Origin of the sequence: Hymenobacter metallilatus (assembly GCF_003944705.1) — a bacterium.
GTDB classification, from domain to species: domain Bacteria; phylum Bacteroidota; class Bacteroidia; order Cytophagales; family Hymenobacteraceae; genus Hymenobacter; species Hymenobacter metallilatus.
The window spans coordinates 84840-102496 of sequence record NZ_RWIS01000008.1; the positions used below are offsets into that span (position 1 = coordinate 84840).

15 protein-coding genes are annotated in these 17657 nt (G+C 58.6%); 8 read left to right on the forward strand and 7 right to left on the reverse strand.

Annotation, left to right across the window (positions count from 1 at the left end):
• The first annotated feature begins 148 nt into the window (after positions 1-148).
• Complete coding sequence (locus EI290_RS12960; RefSeq protein WP_125430927.1) at positions 149-1093, forward strand: hypothetical protein; 945 nt, start codon at positions 149-151, stop codon at positions 1091-1093.
• Between the two features lie 67 nt (positions 1094-1160).
• Here the strand turns inward: EI290_RS12960 and EI290_RS12965 are convergent, their stop codons facing one another.
• Positions 1161-2501 (reverse strand): type IX secretion system plug protein, encoded by a 1341-nt coding sequence (locus tag EI290_RS12965; protein ID WP_125430930.1) that lies wholly within the window; start codon positions 2499-2501, stop codon positions 1161-1163.
• Between the two features lie 64 nt (positions 2502-2565).
• On the opposite strand from EI290_RS12965, the gene EI290_RS12970 reads away from it, so the two are divergent.
• The 3 genes from EI290_RS12970 to EI290_RS12980 all read left to right on the forward strand — a co-directional run bounded on the left by EI290_RS12970 (position 2566) and on the right by EI290_RS12980 (position 3855).
• Positions 2566-2727 carry a tyrosine-type recombinase/integrase gene (locus tag EI290_RS12970; RefSeq protein ID WP_125430933.1) on the forward strand — a complete coding sequence of 54 codons (162 nt, stop codon included), beginning with the start codon at positions 2566-2568 and terminating at the stop codon, positions 2725-2727.
• 127 nt (positions 2728-2854) lie between these two features.
• Positions 2855-3244, forward strand: coding sequence for a hypothetical protein (locus tag EI290_RS12975; RefSeq protein ID WP_125430936.1), 390 nt, complete (start codon positions 2855-2857; stop codon positions 3242-3244).
• Between the two features lie 161 nt (positions 3245-3405).
• A complete protein-coding gene (locus EI290_RS12980) occupies positions 3406-3855 on the forward strand; it encodes a DUF5063 domain-containing protein (RefSeq protein WP_125430939.1) in 450 nt (149 codons plus the stop codon).
• A gap of 227 nt (positions 3856-4082) precedes the next feature.
• Here EI290_RS12980 and katG read toward each other — a convergent pair whose 3' ends face one another.
• Both katG and EI290_RS12990 read right to left on the reverse strand, forming a co-directional pair.
• Positions 4083-6293 (reverse strand): catalase/peroxidase HPI, encoded by a 2211-nt coding sequence (gene katG / locus EI290_RS12985; protein WP_246008954.1) that lies wholly within the window; start codon positions 6291-6293, stop codon positions 4083-4085.
• A 393-nt stretch (positions 6294-6686) separates the two neighbouring features.
• Positions 6687-8597, reverse strand: coding sequence for an ABC-F family ATP-binding cassette domain-containing protein (locus EI290_RS12990; protein ID WP_125430944.1), 1911 nt, complete (start codon positions 8595-8597; stop codon positions 6687-6689).
• Between the two features lie 116 nt (positions 8598-8713).
• On the opposite strand from EI290_RS12990, the gene EI290_RS12995 reads away from it, so the two are divergent.
• Both EI290_RS12995 and EI290_RS13000 read left to right on the forward strand, forming a co-directional pair.
• A complete protein-coding gene (locus EI290_RS12995) occupies positions 8714-9034 on the forward strand; it encodes a hypothetical protein (RefSeq protein WP_125430946.1) in 321 nt (106 codons plus the stop codon).
• A 60-nt stretch (positions 9035-9094) separates the two neighbouring features.
• Positions 9095-9544 (forward strand): hypothetical protein, encoded by a 450-nt coding sequence (locus EI290_RS13000; protein ID WP_125430948.1) that lies wholly within the window; start codon positions 9095-9097, stop codon positions 9542-9544.
• A gap of 8 nt (positions 9545-9552) precedes the next feature.
• Here the strand turns inward: EI290_RS13000 and EI290_RS13005 are convergent, their stop codons facing one another.
• On the reverse strand, positions 9553-10152 hold the full coding sequence (locus EI290_RS13005) for a Uma2 family endonuclease (RefSeq protein WP_125430950.1): 600 nt from the start codon (positions 10150-10152) through the stop codon (positions 9553-9555).
• A gap of 119 nt (positions 10153-10271) precedes the next feature.
• On the opposite strand from EI290_RS13005, the gene EI290_RS13010 reads away from it, so the two are divergent.
• Together EI290_RS13010 and EI290_RS13015 are read left to right on the forward strand one after the other, a co-directional pair.
• Positions 10272-10814 (forward strand): hypothetical protein, encoded by a 543-nt coding sequence (locus EI290_RS13010; RefSeq protein WP_125430952.1) that lies wholly within the window; start codon positions 10272-10274, stop codon positions 10812-10814.
• An 86-nt stretch (positions 10815-10900) separates the two neighbouring features.
• Positions 10901-11134: a hypothetical protein gene (locus EI290_RS13015; protein WP_125430954.1), complete on the forward strand. Its 234-nt coding sequence runs from the start codon at positions 10901-10903 to the stop codon at positions 11132-11134.
• Positions 11135-11231: 97 nt separating this feature from the next.
• Here the strand turns inward: EI290_RS13015 and EI290_RS13020 are convergent, their stop codons facing one another.
• From EI290_RS13020 to EI290_RS13030, 3 genes are all read right to left on the reverse strand, one after another.
• Positions 11232-13238 (reverse strand): carbohydrate-binding protein, encoded by a 2007-nt coding sequence (locus EI290_RS13020; protein ID WP_125430956.1) that lies wholly within the window; start codon positions 13236-13238, stop codon positions 11232-11234.
• Positions 13239-13282: 44 nt separating this feature from the next.
• Positions 13283-14815 carry a glycosyl hydrolase gene (locus EI290_RS13025; protein WP_125430958.1) on the reverse strand — a complete coding sequence of 511 codons (1533 nt, stop codon included), beginning with the start codon at positions 14813-14815 and terminating at the stop codon, positions 13283-13285.
• Positions 14816-14880: 65 nt separating this feature from the next.
• Positions 14881-17346 (reverse strand): carbohydrate-binding protein, encoded by a 2466-nt coding sequence (locus EI290_RS13030; RefSeq protein WP_185816982.1) that lies wholly within the window; start codon positions 17344-17346, stop codon positions 14881-14883.
• Positions 17347-17657 lie beyond the last annotated feature (311 nt).

Consider the following 17657-nt stretch of genomic DNA (forward strand, 5'->3'; position numbering starts at 1 on the left):
TATTTTTTACAGAAAGGCACTTGCCAGGCCCTCACCAAGTCAATGGCTAAGTATCATTGGTATATTTTTATAAATATTTACTTATATTTTTGTATTATAAATATAAATTCTTAACTAACACACTTATCCAACTCCAATCAATTCCTGTATGAAAAAGCTACTCTTTCCCGTACTGTGTGCCGCCGTTGGCTTGCTGCCGATTACCACCGTACACGCCCAAAACAACCTGACTACGGTGCAGCAAGTGGGCGACAACAACCGCGCCCTCGATTACCAGACCGGTGACCAGAACAAAATCAGCGTCCGGCAGACGGGAACCAGCCATACGGCCGGCGCAGCGCAGGCCGGTACGCTCAATGTGGCGGCCCAAACCCAAAACGGTTCCAACTACGAGGCCGGCTCGCTGCAGTCGGGCACACGCAACACCGTAACCCAAACGCAAACCCAATTGGGCCCCTGGACGGGTGGTCGGGCTATTGCCGTACAGACCGGTAACCGCAACGCCATTACCCAGACCCAGGACGGCACAGCCGCGGCCAGCGCAGCCCAAACCGGCAACAGCAACGCAGCCACGCAGCAGCAGCGGGGCCGTGTACTCAGAGCCGATATTCAACAGACAGGCAACAACAACCAAACCACGCAGGACCAGTTGGGCTCGGGCCTGGATGCCTCAGCTACGGCAAGCGGCAACCGCAACACTGCCCTGCAACGGCAGCGGGACGTAGGCAACCGGGCCACCGGCACCCAAACCGGCAACGACAACAGCCTCACGCAGCTGCAGGAAGCTTTCGATAACGTAGCCCGGGCTGCCCAAACGGGTAACCGCAACCTTGCCGAGCAGCGGCAGCGCAGCTCCATGAGTGAAGCTGTGGTTGAGCAGGATGGGAGCCAGAACCGCGCCTATCAAACCCAAAGCAGCGGATATGAGCACCGGGCCTACATCGACCAGGACAATAACCAGGGCCTGGCTATTCAGCAGCAGGCCGGTATTCTCAACAACGCCGCTACCTACCAGGGTGGCTTCAACGAATCGAGCACCGTAGTGCAGGACGGGCGCGAGAATAATGCGGTGGTGAAGCAAAATCATCCGTAGTGCCTCTCTACTGCCCCGAAGCAGACACGGCACCCCTGATACAGGGGTGCCGTGTCTGCTTCGGGAGTTACGGCTGGCGCTGATTCACGTCCAGTCGCTGGTAGCCGATGAGCAGGTCGGTGCGGGTGCCGGGCGGACGGTAGTATACCAGCAGATCGTACTGGTTTTCGGTTTCCTGGTGGCTGCCTTCCCAGTACACGCTGTTGGGCCCCTGGGCAGTTTGAGTGGCGTAGAGGTAGTTGTAGTAACCTTGCTTCAGCAGAGCATGGCCCGTATACTGCTGGTTCTGGGCATCGTAGGTAAGCTTAAACTCATCTTTCAACTGCCAGTCGGTGAGGGCGCCCAGCACGTACACGGGGCCGGGGGCCGGCTGCTCGCTGCGGAGCTGGAAGGTTACATCGAGGTACTCGCCGTAAGTGTCGCCGTTGCCGTATTCGCGGCTTTCAATCACACGCTGCCCGTTAATGTCGTCGTATTGGGAGTAGCGCTGGCCGTTGCGGGTAGCCTCGGGCTGGAGCAGGGCGGTGCGGGGCGAGGCTTCGGCATCGAGGCGGGCCACGCCTACGCCCAGGCTCCGGAACGTGCGCAGGTCGAAAAACCGGAACTCGCTCAGGGCCGGAAAGGCGTTTTCGAAGTTGAAATACTGATAATCCAGCTGCCGCTCGGCGTCGCGCACGAAGGTGGGGCGCAGGTTGTAGTGGGCATTGTCCCAGCGGAAATTCTGGCGCAGAATTACCTTCACCTCCTGGGCCGGGTTGAGCAGGTTCATGTTGTAGCGAATGCCAAAATCTACCTGCTGCAACGTGTAGCGCTCCTGCCCGGCCACGGGAATGCCCTGCTTCATGGCAATCTGCACGCCCCCTTCCTCGTACACCAGCACCCGGCGGCTGAGCAGCGGCGTGCCGCCCGGCCCCTGCACCAGCCACAGGTAGTTGCCCGAAAGCTTTACCCGCGGCATCTGCAGCTGGTAGTGGTAGTAGGGCACTTTGGTGTTGATAGAGGCCCGGTAATTGGTGATATTCTGCTCGTTGATTTCACTCAGGAACTGCATATCCGTTAACACCGAAGGCTGCCAGTTCAGGTCGCAGTGTACCAGCTTGGCTGTAAGGCGCTGCCCCTGCCCGCCCAGCACATCAAACTCCAGCACCGGCATGGCCCCGCCACTCAGGGCCACCACCGGCGGGCTAAATACCTCATTGGCCTGGCCGGTAGGCACGTAGCACTGCACCGTCTGCACGTTGGGGTCGTAGGTGGCGTCCTCGTAGCGCAGGGTTTTATCGGCGTAATACTCAGGGGGCCGCTGGCCGGGCGTGGCGGGCCGGCGGGCGGCGTTGGGGTCGGTGATGGGCGTACCCAGCGGCACGCAGGCCGTAGCCAGCAGCAACAGAAGCGGAGAGAAACGAGGCATAAGGGCGAATGTAGCGCGAAGCTTCCTATCTTACCATACTATCCAGAAATGCCAAGATGGCACCATGCTACGCCACTCCTACGCCACCCATCTGCTGGAAGCTGGCACCGACATTCGCGTTATCCAAGATTTACTGGGGCACAGTAGTATAAAGACCACCGAAATTTACACCCATGTAGCCCAGCGCAGCCAGCCGGCGTCTCCCCTCGACAGCCTCGGGTTATAAAGCCCGAGTTTCAGCAATAAGCCTAACGGCCATACTGTTGCCGAAAGATTACTGCGTACAGAGCGTATATTGCCGAAATTCAACCACTCTTGCCACCTTCGGCAATAGGAATGTTATAGGCAATACAATGGCAACCGTTCCGAATAATAGAATTTATCCATTCAGGCTTTGGCTGCTTACAACAATGATTGTTGGTCCAGTTTTACTTGGACTTGGAAGTTCATTGTACGACGCCAGCTACTTTAAGAACTCAGCGAATATTGGTGTCATTTTCTTGTTTATCCCATTCGGAATAGCATTTTCGACGCCAACCTTTATGGTAGTTTGGTTGGCACATTCATCATTAACGGGAAAGCTTTCTCCTGTTTTATTGAAGTGGCTCCTGGTAATTCTTGCAATAATTGGAGTATTTGTAACATTTTCACTTATTGGCGGTTCTATGGCAAGAACTTACAGTCTATTTTATGCTGGGGCCGTTATTGTCTCAGGTTTTATTTTGCAGGGGTGGAAATCGTGACAGTACTGCCTATAACATGAGTTTGCCAATATACCGGCTGAAGAACAAATGTTAAACGACATAACCTTATTGAACTATTGTAATAAATTTAAGCTGACGGAAGGCTATTGCCGGTACATCGGCAAGCTCTTCTCCGTTATGTGCCATACCACTCTCCCACAATGACAGAACTAATTGCAGCCATTAATGAAGTAATTAAATATGGACTTCAGCCGAACCTAAAAACTGAAGGCAGAAATCGAGAATTAGAAAAAAATCTCGTTAGGATTTACAGCTATTACTTTGATATTGCTTTTGAGTTTGATGACAAAGATTATCCCCAGTTCAATAAAAAGATCGACACAATTAGACAGAACGTAACGAGCAACTTTCCTGAATTCTGTTTCTACAAGAAAGTTTCTGATATTAATGACATAGACAATTCACAGGAAGATCATATTGGTGACGCAATTGACGATTTGACGGACATCATAATCGACATGTGGGAAATCAAATGGAGAATAGAAAACAACAGTCTCGCAGACGGGCTCCGTTTCTTCGAATTGATATTTTATAGTCATACACAACAGCATATCATAGACCTGTTGAATTATATGAAACAGAACGGATAAACACGGCACATAACATCGGTTTTGCAATATGGTGGCTGATGAACAAGTGCTGAACGATTGTGCTACTATTGAACTTTAGTTTCTACATTTAAACTGACGGAACACGGAATGCCACCACATCGCAAAGCCGTGAAACGTCACAAATAATACAACACACAAAACCGCCCCGCCCTAAGCGTATGGCTTCGAGCGTGGCGGTTTGCTATTTATCTACCTGTTCGCCGGTTCTAGCGGTGCAGGTCGAAGCGGTCCAGGTTCATCACCTTGGTCCAGGCGGCCACGAAGTCGCGCAGGAACTTCTCGCCCGCGTCGTGGGTGCCATACACCTCAGCAATGGCGCGCAGCTCCGAGTTCGAGCCGAAGATGAGGTCCACGCGGGTGCCGGTCCACTTCACTTCGCGGGTTTTGCGGTCCAGGCCTTCAAACAGTTCGTCAGCCTCGGAGGTGGCGCGCCAGGTAGTGCCCATGTCCAGTAGGTTCACGAAGTAGTCGTTGGTGAGCTGGCCGGGGCGGGTGGTGAACACGCCGTGGCGCGAGCCGTCGTAGTTGGCGTCGAGCACGCGCAGGCCGCCTACCAGCACCGTCATTTCGGGAGCCGTGAGAGTGAGCAGCTGGGCGCGGTCGATGAGCATGGCTTCGGCCACGGCCTCGTGGTGCAGGGCCAGGTAGTTGCGGAAGCCGTCGGCGCTGGGTTCCAGGGCCTCGAACGACTGCACGTCGGTCTGCTCCTGGGTAGCATCCGTGCGGCCAGGGGCGAAGGGTACCTCTACCGAATGGCCAGCCGCGCGGGCCGCCAGCTCGATGCCAACGCCACCGCCCAGCACAATCAGGTCGGCCAGAGAAACCTGCTTGCCACCGGTCTGGCTGGCGTTGAACTGCTGCTGAATGGCCGTAAGCTTATCCAGCACTTTGTCCAGCTCGGCGGGGTTATTGGCCGTCCAGTACTTCTGGGGCACTAGGCGGATGCGAGCCCCGTTGGCTCCGCCGCGCTTATCGGAGCCGCGGAACGTGGAGGCCGATGCCCAGGCCGTGCGCACCAGCTCGGCCACCGTCAGGCCCGAATCGGCCAGCTGCTGCTTCAGCGCGGCCACGTCAGCCGCGTCGATGGGGGCATAGTCAGCTTTCGGCAGCGGGTCCTGCCAGATCAGCTCCTCGGCGGGTACCTCGGGGCCTACGTAGCGCGAAATGGGACCCATGTCGCGGTGGGTGAGCTTAAACCAAGCGCGGCTAAAAGCATCGGCAAACTCCTCGGGGTTTTCGAGGAAGCGGCGCGAAATCTTCTCGTAGATGGGGTCTACGCGCAGGGCCAGATCCGAAGTAAGCATGAAGGGAGCGTGGCGCTTGGCCGGGTCGTGGGCGTCCGGAATCAGTCCTTCGCCGGCGTTGTTCTTGGGCCGCCACTGGTGTGCCCCGGCGGGGCTCTTGGTCAGCTCCCACTCATACTCAAACAGATACTTGAAGTAATCGTGGCTCCACTGGGCGGGCGTAGAGGTCCAGGCACCTTCTAAGCCGCTGGTAATGGTATCGGCGCCGTTGCCGGTGCCGTAGGAGTTCAGCCAGCCCAGTCCCTGCTCCGCAATACCAGCGGCGGCGGGCTCGTGTTTGATGTACTTGGCGGGGTCGGCGGCGCCGTGGGTTTTGCCGAAGGTGTGGCCGCCGGCAATCAGGGCCACGGTTTCCTCGTCGTTCATGGCCATGCGGCCGAAGGTTTCGCGGATGTCCCGGGCCGAGCCCATGGGGTCGGGGTTGCCGTTGGGGCCCTCAGGGTTCACGTAGATGAGGCCCATCTGCACGGCCGCCAGCGGTTTTTCCAGCTGCCGGTCGCCGGAGTAGCGCAGGTCGCCACCCAGCCATTCCTTTTCCGAGCCCCAGTAGATTTCATCCAGCGGCTCCCACACGTCGGCGCGGCCACCCGAGTAACCGAAGGGCTTAAAGCCCATCGACTCCAGGGCGCAGTTGCCGGCCAGAATCATCAGGTCGGCCCAGGAAATCTGGCGGCCATATTTCTGCTTAATGGGCCACAGCAGCAGGCGGGCCTTGTCGAGGTTGGCGTTATCGGGCCAGCTGTTGAGGGGGGCAAAGCGCTGCATGCCCGAGCCCGCGCCGCCGCGGCCATCGGCAATGCGGTAGGTACCGGCCGAGTGCCAGGCCATGCGGATAAAGAACGGGCCGTAGTGGCCATAGTCGGCGGGCCACCAGTCCTGCGAGGTAGTCATCAGCTCGAACAGATCCTGCTTCACGGCATTCAGGTCAAGCTTTTTGAACTCCTCCACGTAGTCGAAGCCCGGGTCCATTGGGTCGGAGAGCGAAGAGTGCTGCCGCAGGATATTGAGCCGAAGCTGGTTGGGCCACCAGTCACGGTTGCGGGTACCACCACCGGCCGCCTGCTTCAGTGCGCCCCCCAGGAACGGGCACTTGGCCACGGAGGTATCGTTCATGAAGTATTCGGTGGTGTTGTTTTCGGGGGCGTGCCCTTTCTGTTCGTGCGCCATGGGTTGGGTTAGGATGGGTTGAACGTAACGCTGAGAAGAATCTGAGTTCCACCAACGGTTATTGACGGTACTTTTAGGTCAGCCTTTGCAAGGGCCGCTGATTGTCGAGCTCAAAAGTAGGAAACGACTTTCAGATAAGAATCATTCTTATGTAGAAAGACAAAATATCATTCCAAATGTTTGCTGGAGTCCACTGTAAAACTGCATATGCGCGGTTTTACCAGTAGACTCCGGCCGCGCTGCACGAACACCTTCATTTCCGAACTACCACAAAAAAGCCCCCTCAGACGCTGAATAGTCTGACGGGGCTTTTTTATTGGCAGTCGGGGAATCAGCCGGCTACATTTCAGCCAGCATTTCCCACCGGTCGTTGAGCTGGGCCAGCTCTTTCTTGACCTGCTCGAATTTGAGGGTAGCGTCTTTCAGCTGGGCGGCGTTTTGGTAGATCTGGGGGTCGGCCAGTTGGGCTTCGTACTGGGCCAGCTCTTTTTCCCGCTCATCAATCTTCTTTTCTACTTCGGCCAGCTCTTTGAGGGCTTTTTTCTGATCGGGCGAAGGGGTTTTGGCGGGCGAAGCGTCCACTTTCTTCTCTTCTTTAGGCAGCGGCTTCGGGGCCGAGGGTGAGGGCAAACCGGCCTTCTTGGCGGCTTTTTCCCGGTCTTCCTGCCACTGCTCGTACTCGTTGTAGGTGCCAGGGTACTCCTTCAGTTGGTAATCCTCGATGTACCAGATTTTGTTGGCCACGTTCTCCACGAAGAACCGGTCGTGGCTAATCACGATGTAGGTGCCCTGGTACTGGTCGAGGGCCTGAATCAGGATGTTCACCGACTGCATATCCAAGTGGTTGGTCGGTTCGTCGAGCAGCAGGAAGTTGGCTTCCGAAATCAGGGTTTTGGCCAGGGCCACGCGGCTTTTCTCACCGCCCGAAAGCACCTTAATTTTCTTGTACACGTCGTCGCCGGTGAACAGGAAGGAGCCCAGCACCGTGCGCAACTCCATTTCGGTGCGCTTGGAGCCCGCCTCCACCATCTCCTGCAGAATCTCATTCTCGATGCGCAGGCTTTCCAGCTGGTGCTGGGCGTAGAACGACATAATCACGTTGTGGCCCAGCTGGTGGTTGCCGGTGGTGGGCGCCTCGGAGCCGGCCACCAGGCGCATCAGCGTAGATTTGCCCTTGCCATTGGCCCCAATGAGGGCAATTTTGTCGCCCCGCTCGATATGGACGTGGGTGTCACGGAAGATGATCTTCTCGCCGTACTTCTTGCCTACGTGCTCCATGCGCAGGATGTGGCGGCCAGGCGTGACGGTGAAGTTGAACTTGATGTTCACGCGGGCGTCGTCCTGGGCTACGTCGTCGATGCGCTCCAGCTTGTCGAGCATCTTCACCCGGCTCTGAGCCTGCTTGGCTTTGCTGGCCTTGGCCTTGAACCGCTCAATAAACCGCTCGGCCTGCCGGATCTGAGCCTGCTGATTCTCGAACGCGCCTTTCTGAATAGCGTTGCGCTCCTCCTTCTCTTCGAGGTAGAAGGAGTAGTTGCCGGCGTAGGGCACCAGCTTGCCGCCGGTTACCTCCACGGTGGTGTTGGTGGTGCGGTCCAGGAACTCCCGGTCGTGGCTGACGATGATAACGGCACCCTCGTAGCCAGCCAGGTAGTTCTCAATCCACTTGATACTCGGTAGGTCCAAGTGGTTGGTGGGTTCGTCGAGCAGCAGCAAGGAAGGCTGCTGGAGCAGGATTTTGGCCAGCATCACGCGCATACGCCAGCCGCCCGAAAACAGCTTCAGGGGGCGCTGCAGCTCCTCGGTGGTAAAGCCCAGCCCTTCCAGGATTTCCTCGGCCCGGGCCTGCATGGTGTAGCCGCCCAGGGCCTCGAACCGCTCCTGCAGGTTCGCCAGCTTTTCTACCAGGTCGTCGGTGTAGTTGGTTTCAAACTCCAGCAATACCTCGTCAATCTTCTTCTGAATATCCAGCGCCTCGGCAAAGGCTTGCATGGCCACCACCAGAATGGACTCGTGCGAATCGTAGCTGAGCAGATCCTGATTCAGAAAACCCAGGCTCACGTCCTTGCTCATCGAGATGCTGCCGCCGTCGGGCTTGTACTCGCCCACCAGAATGCGCAGCAGCGTGGATTTACCCCGGCCGTTCAGCCCGATCAGGCCAATCTTATCCTTGGGTTTGATGTGCAGGTTGGCCTTATCGTAGAGGGTACGGGAGCCGAAGTGAAAATCGAGGTCGGTAATGGAAATCATCCTACTTTGCGGGGCTTGAAGCCGCAAAGGTAGGGGTTTAAAAAAGTGAAACCGAACGATTACGCGGGCTACTTCCTTGCCTCTACCTTGCTGGATATACCCCTTCTATCTTACTGATGGATTTATTAGGACTGCTTTTCGACCTCTTTTCTCTCGGCCGCTCACCGGACTACCCAAAACCCACTCTGATTTCGAAGGTGACAATTTGGCTACTGTTTTTCGGCCTCCTATTTCTAGGCTTTACAGCCAATTACCATCCCGTTTCCCTACTTTATTTCGGGCTGTATTGCCTAGCAGCCATGCTGATGGCGTGCGGAGTAGCCTATGCTCTGTTTCGGATGAATATTATGGGTGGCTACCGTCCCAGCGAGTTTGGTTTGTTTGTCACGGCTATGGCAGTTTGGTTTGTTGGGGCGGCATTGTGGTTTGTTGGCTAGCGGTCTGCTGTTTCCTCAGCCCTGTCGAAATAAAGGTTAATAATTAGCTACAGCCTGAAGATGCAAGTATTTGATATTCTTTCTCGCGAATTCCAATCATTTCATTTTAAGAAACTTAACCACAACTGGAACGCTGACCCAAATGCGCCGGAGCCCCACCTGACCGTCACGGGGCAAACTGTGCAACTTGAGTTTTACCTGAATGCCTTCCAGTTTGAGCAATTTCAGGAAGGCGACAAGACGTATGTGACGTTTCGGAATTGCCATAAATACGCCTTCACCACTTTAAACGATGAGGGCTACTACAAAGGGCAGCACCGCTACAATAGCCGGCAATTACCCTGGGGAGAGTTTTACGAGTTATTTACTAATTGGCAGGTTGATTTCCCTGATGAGTCCATGATTATTGGTCTTGTTTCTGATGCTGCTCAGCTTCACCACTTTGTGTTTTTCCTAAAAGACAACACATTCGAATGCGTGGCGGAGAGTTGGGATTTTCAACGGAGGTAGGCCGTTTCCTACACTCCCTCAAACACTTCAGCCCACTCCATCTGCAGCTCCGGCAGCGTGGCTACCGGCACCAGGCCGGGCGTGTAGAACTCCCCGCGCAGCTGGTAGCGGCCGGCTTCATCGAGCAGATACACGATGATGTTTTTCTGGCCGGGCTCTACTACCCAATATTCCCGCACGCCGGCTTCCTCGTAGAGGTCGAACTTCTCCTTGGTGTCGCGGGTAAAGTTGCCGGGACTCAGGATTTCGATAATCCAGTCGGGGGCCCCGAGGCAGCCCCGGTCGTCGAGCTTCTGCGGGTCGCAGATAACGCACACGTCGGGCTGCACCACGGTTTCGATGCTGGCGTCGTTGTTGGGGGTACTGCGGGTGAGGCGCACATCGAAGGGAGCTACGTAGGTTTTACATTGCCGACCGCGCAGAAACCAGGCAATGGGCGTGCTGATGTTGCGGGAAATATCCTGGTGGCGGCGCTTGGGGGCGGGACTCATCAGGCGCACCCGGCCCCGAATCAGCTCCACCCACTCGGTTAGCTGCCAGGTAAGGTAATCGGCGTAAGTGTAGCGGCGCGAAAGGTCCAGCTGCGACACGTCGGTGATGGGGACCATGGGTGCGGGGGCAAGGGTGACTCAGGTAAATATAGTCGGCTCCGGGGCAATACGGGCACCGTCCGGGCCGGTTCAGCCTGTATCTTGCGGCCCAAACTCCTCTCCCCCACTCCTACCGCATGAACCGCCGCCTGCTTCCCGTTGCGTTGCTTCTTACCTTTGCTGCCTGCCGCTCCACGGAGCAGGAAGGCTCCGTGGCCGAAGCCCGGGACCAGAACCTGCCGGCGCTGGAAGGCGAGCAATCCACCACCGAGAAAGTGGGCAACACGGGCCGGGGCCACGCCTACGTGCGCCGCTTCTACGAGCAGAAAGGCCGCTACTACGCCGTGCTCGACTACGTGCAGTTTCTGAAAGGCCCCGATGCCGTGGCCGCCGCCCAGCGACGCGGCGACGCCATAGCGGAAGTGCAGAACGGTGACACGGTGTACTCCGTGCCCAACGACTACTACATCGTGAACGAAAACAAGAAAGAGCGCACCCTGCCGCTACGGGCCGGAGCTACGTTTCGGTTCTGGCAGAACGGTGGCAACGGGCTGGCGCAACGCCCACTGGCTCCGGCGCAAGTGCTGGCAACGCCGCCCGCCTCACTGAAATACGCGCCCTTCGTGGTGGAAACCCGGCAGGGCGAAGTAGTGAGCCTGACGGAGCAGTACGTTCCGTAGCAGCAAATTTTGCGGGCCCAGTCGACTGTGGGAGCCTACCGGGCCGTATAGGACAGTATCTGTTGTACGATACTACCCTTTCAGCTATGGCCACCACCCCTCCTTCCGTAACTCCTGACGAAACCAACGACCGTTCCGCCGCTGCCGCCCAGGGCAAACAGGCCGGCAGCGCAGTAGGCCAGACCGCTGGCCGCCCCACCTACGGCAGCGGCGGCTACGAGCTGAATCTCGACGCCGAAAGCGGCGACGAGGGTGGCTCGGGCAGTGCCTCCTCTTCCAACGAGAGAAGCACCCGAACCGAATCCTCCGACGCAGCGTAGCACCTACTCTGCCCAACTGCTGCTTTTAAACAAACAAGCGCCCCCGAAAACCTATCAAGGCCTTTGGGGGCGCTGTTTTATGCGCTGTACAGCGGCGCTATTGCTTGATGAGCTGCCGGGTAATCTTCTGCTGTTGTGGCGTTACAATCCGCACGGTGTACACGCCAGCCGGCAACCCCGACAGATCAATTTCCTGCCGGCTGATGGTGCCGGTACTTCTCACCGTGCCGTACGCATCCAGCACCTGATAGGTGCTACCAGTCAGCTCAGGCCCCTGCATAAGTATGCGGTCAGTGGCCGGATTCGGAAACATACTGAGTTGCTCGGTGTGCTGTGCCTCAGCATCCGCTAAAGCCACTGAGGCCGGGGTACTGCCGGTACGGGCTGCAGCGGTGCTCCGACTGATGCGTACCCAGTTGAGGTTCCAGCCACCCGTTTGCGCATACACCCCGAAGCTGTACGTGCCGGCGTTGAGCGTGACGGTGCGCGACACGGTGGTCCAGCTCTGCCAGCCCCCAGTGGCCGGAATGGCAGTATTTCCGAGCTGGATAGCGCCAGCATTCAGATCGGAGGATACGGTGCCGCCGCCGGGGCTGGCTACGCGGTACTCGATGAGGTACTGGCCGGTACCCGGAATACTGAGGTTGCCGTAGGCCATCCAGTCGCCGGCATCAATGTAGCCCACGTTTTGGCCTCCGCCGGCATCAGTGGTGGCCTCTACCTGCACACCGCTCATGCTGCTGTAGCTTTCGGCCTGAAAGGTAACGCTGAATGAGGCGGCCGCATTTGTGAAATTGAGCCAGTTGATGTTACAGCCAGTGGAAGAGGAGGCATACAGGCGTAGCGTCTGCTGGCCGGCCGGCAGCGTTACGGTGGTGCTGATGGTCTGCCAGCTCTGCCAGCCGCCGGTGTTGCCCACGTTGATGCTGCCCAGCACCGTGCCACTGCTGTTGCGCAGCTGCAAGGTAGCGCCGCCGTTGGCCGATGCCACCCGAAACTCCACTTTATACGTACCGGCGGCGGCCACGCTCACGGCATACTCAAGCCAGTCGCCGGTTTCAAACCAATCCACATTCTGGCCACCACCCGCATCAGTAGTGGGCTCTTTGTCGGTGCCTTGCTGGGCCGAAAAATTCTCCGCTTCTATCTTGCCCGGCAAGGCCTGAGCCGTGCCCCCGGTACCGCTGCGCTGCAGTACTACCTGGTTAATGGCCGAGAGCAGGGAGTAGGGTCCGGCAGCATCCCCGCCCAACTGCCAAATCATGAGGCCGCTGCCCTGGTCGAAGGCCAGATTGGTTTTGCTTTTGATAGTGGTGATGCCGTTGTAGCCGATGCCCTGGAACAAGTCGGCGTAGGGGTCGGCACCGCGGGCAACCAGGGAAGCATAGGTTTCGCCGCCGGCCTGCCCGTAGAACGGCACACCCAGCACCAGCTTGCCGGCTGGCAGCCCCCGCCCGCGCCAGTAGCTGAGCGACTGAGAAGCCAGGGCGTAGGTGGAATGGGCCGGCGCGGCGTCGTCATAGGCCATTACGTTTATAAAATCGAGGGCAGAGAGGGCTCGGTCCAGAATGCTGGGGCCAGCCCAGGTACCGCCCGCTACGGCCGTGGTCAGGAGCTTGCCCCGGCTGTGCAGCTGGGTGCCCAGTTCCTGCATCAGGTTGGCGTAGCCGTTGGCCGTGCTGTTGGTAGGATGCTCCCAGTCAATATCTACCCCATCGAGGCTATACTGGCTGGCAAAGCTGACGAGGTTAGTGGCAAAGTTGCGGGTATAGGTAGCGTTATTGCCAATGGAGGCAAACTCCGTGGGGTTGCCGTTGTTCATCCAGCCGCCCACCGAAATCAGCACCTTCACCCCGCGGCTGTGAGCCGTGGCCACCAGGCTCTGCAGCTTGGCTGGATTTTCGATGGGGCGTAGGGTGCCGTCGGCGTTGGGCAGCAGAAAGGCGTAATTGATGTGCGTGAGCTTATCGTACTGCAGGGTGCTCACGTCGCCGGTCCAGGAGGGCAGATAACCGATAACACGGAACTGCGCCACCGCAGGCACCGAGGCCAGCAGCAACACCAGAGCTGCCAGAGCATTTTTGAGGAAAGTACTTGTTTTCATACGGGGTCAGCAGCGGGGTTGTGGAGGTGGAATGGGCAAAGGGGTTAGCGTTTCAAGAAGCGCTGCGTGAGCTGGCGGTGGCTGGTGGTAGTGGCGCGCACTACATAGAGTCCGGCAGGCAACGCAGCAATGTGCAGCGTAGCACCGGGGGCATAATCCGTCAGCACGAGGCGGCCCCGGGCATCCAGCACCACCAGGCTGCGCAAGCGGGTATTAGGAGGCAGAGAGAAGTGTAGCTCCGTGGCCGCAGGATTGGGATAGAGGCCCAGGGGCTCCGTATCCGCCTGGGCGTGCGTGGCTGTGGGGGCCCCTACGGGTGAGCCGAACACTTCTATTTCCCAGAGCGAATAGCCATAGGCAGTGGCCCGGCGGGTAGCGTAAAGACGTAGGTAGCGGCCCCGGGCACTCAAACCGGTTAGGTTGTCCACGCCCCCGTCACTGTTCAGCACCGTCTGGATGTTGGTCCAGGTGAGGCCATCCGGGGAAGTCTGCAGGTGGTAATCTTTGGCGTAGGCTGCCTCCCAGCTTACTTGCACCCGACTGATATTGTGCAGGCTACCGAAATCCAGCGTCAGGTACTGGGGGTCGGCAAATACGCTGCCCCAGCGGGTGTTGATATTTTCATCAGCGGCGGCGGTAGCACTGGTGGCATTGGTTTCCTGCGAGGAGGCCGTCAGGCCAACCGGCCGGATGCGGCCCGCCTCCCACCCTTGCGGCAGGCTCACATACTGCTGGCCCAGGGCCGTGAGCTGACCGGAGTTACCCAGCAGGTTGATGAAGGGAATTTCGCCGTTGCGGCCCGAAAACCAGGCATACCGGAAGATGGCCGGCTCTTTTTCCAGATAGTTTACGGCGTCCAGCAGGTACTTCTGCTGCAGGGGCAGCGTAATCTGGCTAGGGGGCAGGTCGCCACAGGCAAACTCCGTAAGCCAGATGGGCTTGTTGTAGCGCTTCAGCTCCGCAATTTTCTCGCGCAGCCACCGCTCCTCGCACACGTAGGTATGCACCGCAATGTAGTCGACGCGGCAGTTGGGACAGGCGGCGAAGAAAGCATCAAGATACTGCGTGGGCGAATAATAGGTCACGCCATTCTCTGTTACGCAGTTGCCGCAGTAGTTCACAGCCGGCGACACCAGGGCCAGATTTTTGCGCCGGGCTACGTCTTCCAGTACCGGCCACAGCGCAGCGGCCTGGGACGGCGTGAGGTTGGCCTGGCTCAGGAAATTCGGCTCATTAAAACCCAGTAAATACCGGGAACTGTTAGGAATACTGGCTGCCAGCTGGTTGGCCGTTACCGGGCCGTTGCCCAGGTTGCGGCCCCACTGCATGGGCACATAGTCAACGCCTAGGCTGGTATATACTCCGGCTGCGCCGGCATCGGGCTGGGAAGCCCAGTTGTACCACCAGCTAATGCCGGGTGCTAGCACTTGCATATCGGCAGCGGAGTGGTAACCATAGGCCAGGCCACGCTTGGCACTTTTGGTTTGCGCGGTAGCCGCGGCGGCCCAGGCCAGCAGTATCAGCAACCCACCCAGCACCCATCCTCTGCTCCCCCGGAATCTGCTACGTAATATCATGACCTGACCTGATAAAAAATACGGCGGGTAAGGCCCCCGGCCCTACCCGCCGGAAGTTGCGAGTACTACTTCTGGAAACGGCGTGTAACTGGCTTATTACCGGCCGACAGCAGCCGTAGCACATACATGCCTGGTTGCAGCCCCGATACATCAATGCCGTGCGTAGCCCCGGCACCACTGAGCACCGTCCGGCCCCAGCTGTCCAGAATCTGGTACTGGCTGCCGGTCAGGCTATGTGCAGCACGCAGCAGCAGTCGGTCGGTAACCGGGTTCGGGTACACTTCCACCGCATCGGTAGCATCGGCCTGTTCTTTGGTCGTAGCTTCCGCGGTAGCCATGCGAGCGGCGCCGGCTCGGGTAATGCGCACCCAGTTGAGGTTCCAGCCCCCGCTCTGGGCATAGATGCCGAAATTATAGGTCCCGGCATTGAGGGTAACGGTTTTGGACACGGTGGTCCAGCTCTGCCAGCCCCCGGTGGCCGGAATGGCCGTATTGCCGAACTGGATGGCACCGGCGTTCAGATCCGCGGAGATGGTGCCCCCGCTGGCCCCGCTGGCTACGCGGTACTCAATGGTGTAGGTGCCGGTGGTGGGGAAGTTGATGTTGTTCCACACCAGATAGTCGCCGGCATCCACGTAGCCCATGTTCTGGCCCCCGCCCGCATCGGTGCAGGCTTCCACCGTCATGCCGTTGTTCACGTTGGCCGCTTCGGCTTCCAACTGCCGGCTAAAGGCCGCCGCAGCGGTCCGCACGCGCAGGGACGTGGTCTTGTCGTTCCAGTTGCTGGCACCTAAAGCATTGTTTACCAGGCAGCTGTTGCCGGCACTACCCACCGTGAGGGAGGCCCCCGAGTAAGTATCGTTTTCGTAGAGCACTACCTCGTAGCCGCTGTTCACGCGCAGGGAGGAAATGTCGTCGTTGAGGATGCCCCGGCTTTGCAGGGCGGCCAGGGAATAGTCGCCCACGGGCAGGGGCACGGCCGTGCCCGTGTAGTTGCAGTCCTTGTACACGGTGGCCTCACCCGCCGCGCCACCGGCCGGAGCCGAGCCCGAAATACTGAAGGAACCCAGGGAGCCGTAGTCGGAGTAGCCGTCGGTGGCCGGGTTGCCGGAGCTGGTACCATCAATCTGAAGGTAATAAGTACCCGCCCCAAGGTTGGCCGATAACGACACGTTCAGGTTGCCTCCTCCGCCAGTATAGAAAGTACCGATAAGCCCGCCACTGCCCGTGAAGAGGCGCGCTACTATATCGAGGTTGCCGTAGCGGCCCACGGTGTTCACGCTCAGGTTCACGGTGCCCCCACCGGTACTAAACGAGAAATAATCCTGGTCGGCGGTACGCTCAATGAGGCCCCCACCCGAGAGGCTGTTACCGTTGCGGGCCAGGGCCGTAGCCCCGGAAACCGCGTTGCTGTGGTCATCGGCGCGGTAGCCTAGGTTGTAAGTAGCTCCCGCCATAATGACCAGGTCGTCTTCGGTTTGGCTGGCGGAGCTGTACTCACCCCGGCTCCAGTGCGTAACGGGCTTGTAGTAGCCTGCGCCCATGATGGGAGCCCAGACAGTGTTGGGGTTATTGCTGTTGGTGGTGTATTCTTCCTTGGGGTTGAGGCGGCCGTCGTGGCTCAGGCCCAGGGTATGGCCCACCTCGTGAGAAGCCGCTTCCCCGCCCGACTTGGGGTCCGACATGAATACCCAGCAGGGCGTATCGTCATTGTAGCGGAAGGACGTGAGGTAGGCTACCCCACCCGCGCCGGGTGCAATGGTGCTGCCACTGCCCGGCGACACCACGCAGCGCATACGCATGTTTTTGGGGTAAGAATTGAACACGTTTTCGTCGGTGGTGACGTTGACGTGGAAGGGCCGGAAATCCTCGCTCACCAGCTCCCACATGGCCTGCACGTTGGCATCCGTCATGTTGGCGGAAGGGGCGTTGTAGGCGTTACCGTTGTTCCAGCCGGTGCCGGCCGGCAGGGCGTAGCCGTCCACATCCAGCAGAATGCAGCCCCGGGCGCCGGGGTAGCTTTGCAGCGAAACCACGGCGGCGCGGTTGGCCGCCGTGCCCGCCCCGGCCGGCTCCTGGTAGCCCGCTGGCTTATCGTAGTCGAGGCAGATAACTTTATGAATATCCACTTGCTGCACCACCACATTGCCCTGCCGGTCGGCGGTGTAGGTGTAGGCCTGGCGGGTGTTTTTCAGCACGATATTACCTTCCACGCCCTGGTCATCCATGCGCAGCACGAACGAGGAGTTGGGCACGCCCTGAATCTCGCCGGCCAGCAGTGCTCCGGTTTTGCCCAGGTCCTGGCGGTGGTTGACTTTGCCGCTGAAAATCTGGCTGGCGGCCACGCGCAGCTCCACTGTAGGCACGGCCCGCTGGGCTATGTCGGCGGCTACCTGGGCCTGCAGCTGGCGCACCAGTGCCTGGCGGCTGCCCAGGCTGAAGGCCGGGGCGGCAGGGCGGTTCTGGGCCGGGGCAGCCAGTCCGCTTAATAGCAGGGCGGCCCCCATCCCGTAGGAATAGAGTTTTTTCATGACGTGTAGGATGGTTGTGGTGGGGTATTCAGCAGGACAACTGATGCAGCCACTCGGGCCGGTACCAGGCTCCATATCAGGAGGCTGGATGCCAAATAAGCGGGCTTACCCACATATTTCCAAGGCTGCATCCGCGGCCCTACCCCTCGCCTGTATCCCTCCTACACGCTTACAGCACACTCACAAAAACACCTTCCCTTTTCTTCGGTCCTGCTTTCGGGGTGGCAGGGGCCGCAGCGGGCTGCGCACTTAAAAAACAACCAAAACCCAGCAAAAACTTCCCCGATTTCCAACCTGTGTAGAAACACCAA

Excerpts from the sequence above, each read along its gene's own strand:
- EI290_RS12965 (WP_125430930.1), bottom strand. The coding sequence starts at position 2,501 with ATGCCTCGTTTCTCTCCGCTTCTGTTGCTGCTGGCTACGGCCTGCGTG.
- EI290_RS13010 (WP_125430952.1), top strand. The coding sequence starts at position 10,272 with ATGAACCGCCGCCTGCTTCCCGTTGCGTTGCTTCTTACCTTTGCTGCC.
- EI290_RS12995 (WP_125430946.1), top strand. The coding sequence starts at position 8,714 with ATGGATTTATTAGGACTGCTTTTCGACCTCTTTTCTCTCGGCCGCTCA.
- EI290_RS13015 (WP_125430954.1), top strand. The coding sequence starts at position 10,901 with ATGGCCACCACCCCTCCTTCCGTAACTCCTGACGAAACCAACGACCGT.
- EI290_RS13025 (WP_125430958.1), bottom strand. The coding sequence starts at position 14,815 with ATGATATTACGTAGCAGATTCCGGGGGAGCAGAGGATGGGTGCTGGGT.
- EI290_RS12975 (WP_125430936.1), top strand. The coding sequence starts at position 2,855 with ATGGCAACCGTTCCGAATAATAGAATTTATCCATTCAGGCTTTGGCTG.
- EI290_RS12970 (WP_125430933.1), top strand. The coding sequence starts at position 2,566 with ATGCTACGCCACTCCTACGCCACCCATCTGCTGGAAGCTGGCACCGAC.
- EI290_RS12960 (WP_125430927.1), top strand. The coding sequence starts at position 149 with ATGAAAAAGCTACTCTTTCCCGTACTGTGTGCCGCCGTTGGCTTGCTG.
- EI290_RS12990 (WP_125430944.1), bottom strand. The coding sequence starts at position 8,597 with ATGATTTCCATTACCGACCTCGATTTTCACTTCGGCTCCCGTACCCTC.
- EI290_RS13000 (WP_125430948.1), top strand. The coding sequence starts at position 9,095 with ATGCAAGTATTTGATATTCTTTCTCGCGAATTCCAATCATTTCATTTT.
- EI290_RS13030 (WP_185816982.1), bottom strand. The coding sequence starts at position 17,346 with ATGAAAAAACTCTATTCCTACGGGATGGGGGCCGCCCTGCTATTAAGC.
- EI290_RS12980 (WP_125430939.1), top strand. The coding sequence starts at position 3,406 with ATGACAGAACTAATTGCAGCCATTAATGAAGTAATTAAATATGGACTT.
- EI290_RS13020 (WP_125430956.1), bottom strand. The coding sequence starts at position 13,238 with ATGAAAACAAGTACTTTCCTCAAAAATGCTCTGGCAGCTCTGGTGTTG.
- katG (WP_246008954.1), bottom strand. The coding sequence starts at position 6,293 with ATGAACGATACCTCCGTGGCCAAGTGCCCGTTCCTGGGGGGCGCACTG.
- EI290_RS13005 (WP_125430950.1), bottom strand. The coding sequence starts at position 10,152 with ATGGTCCCCATCACCGACGTGTCGCAGCTGGACCTTTCGCGCCGCTAC.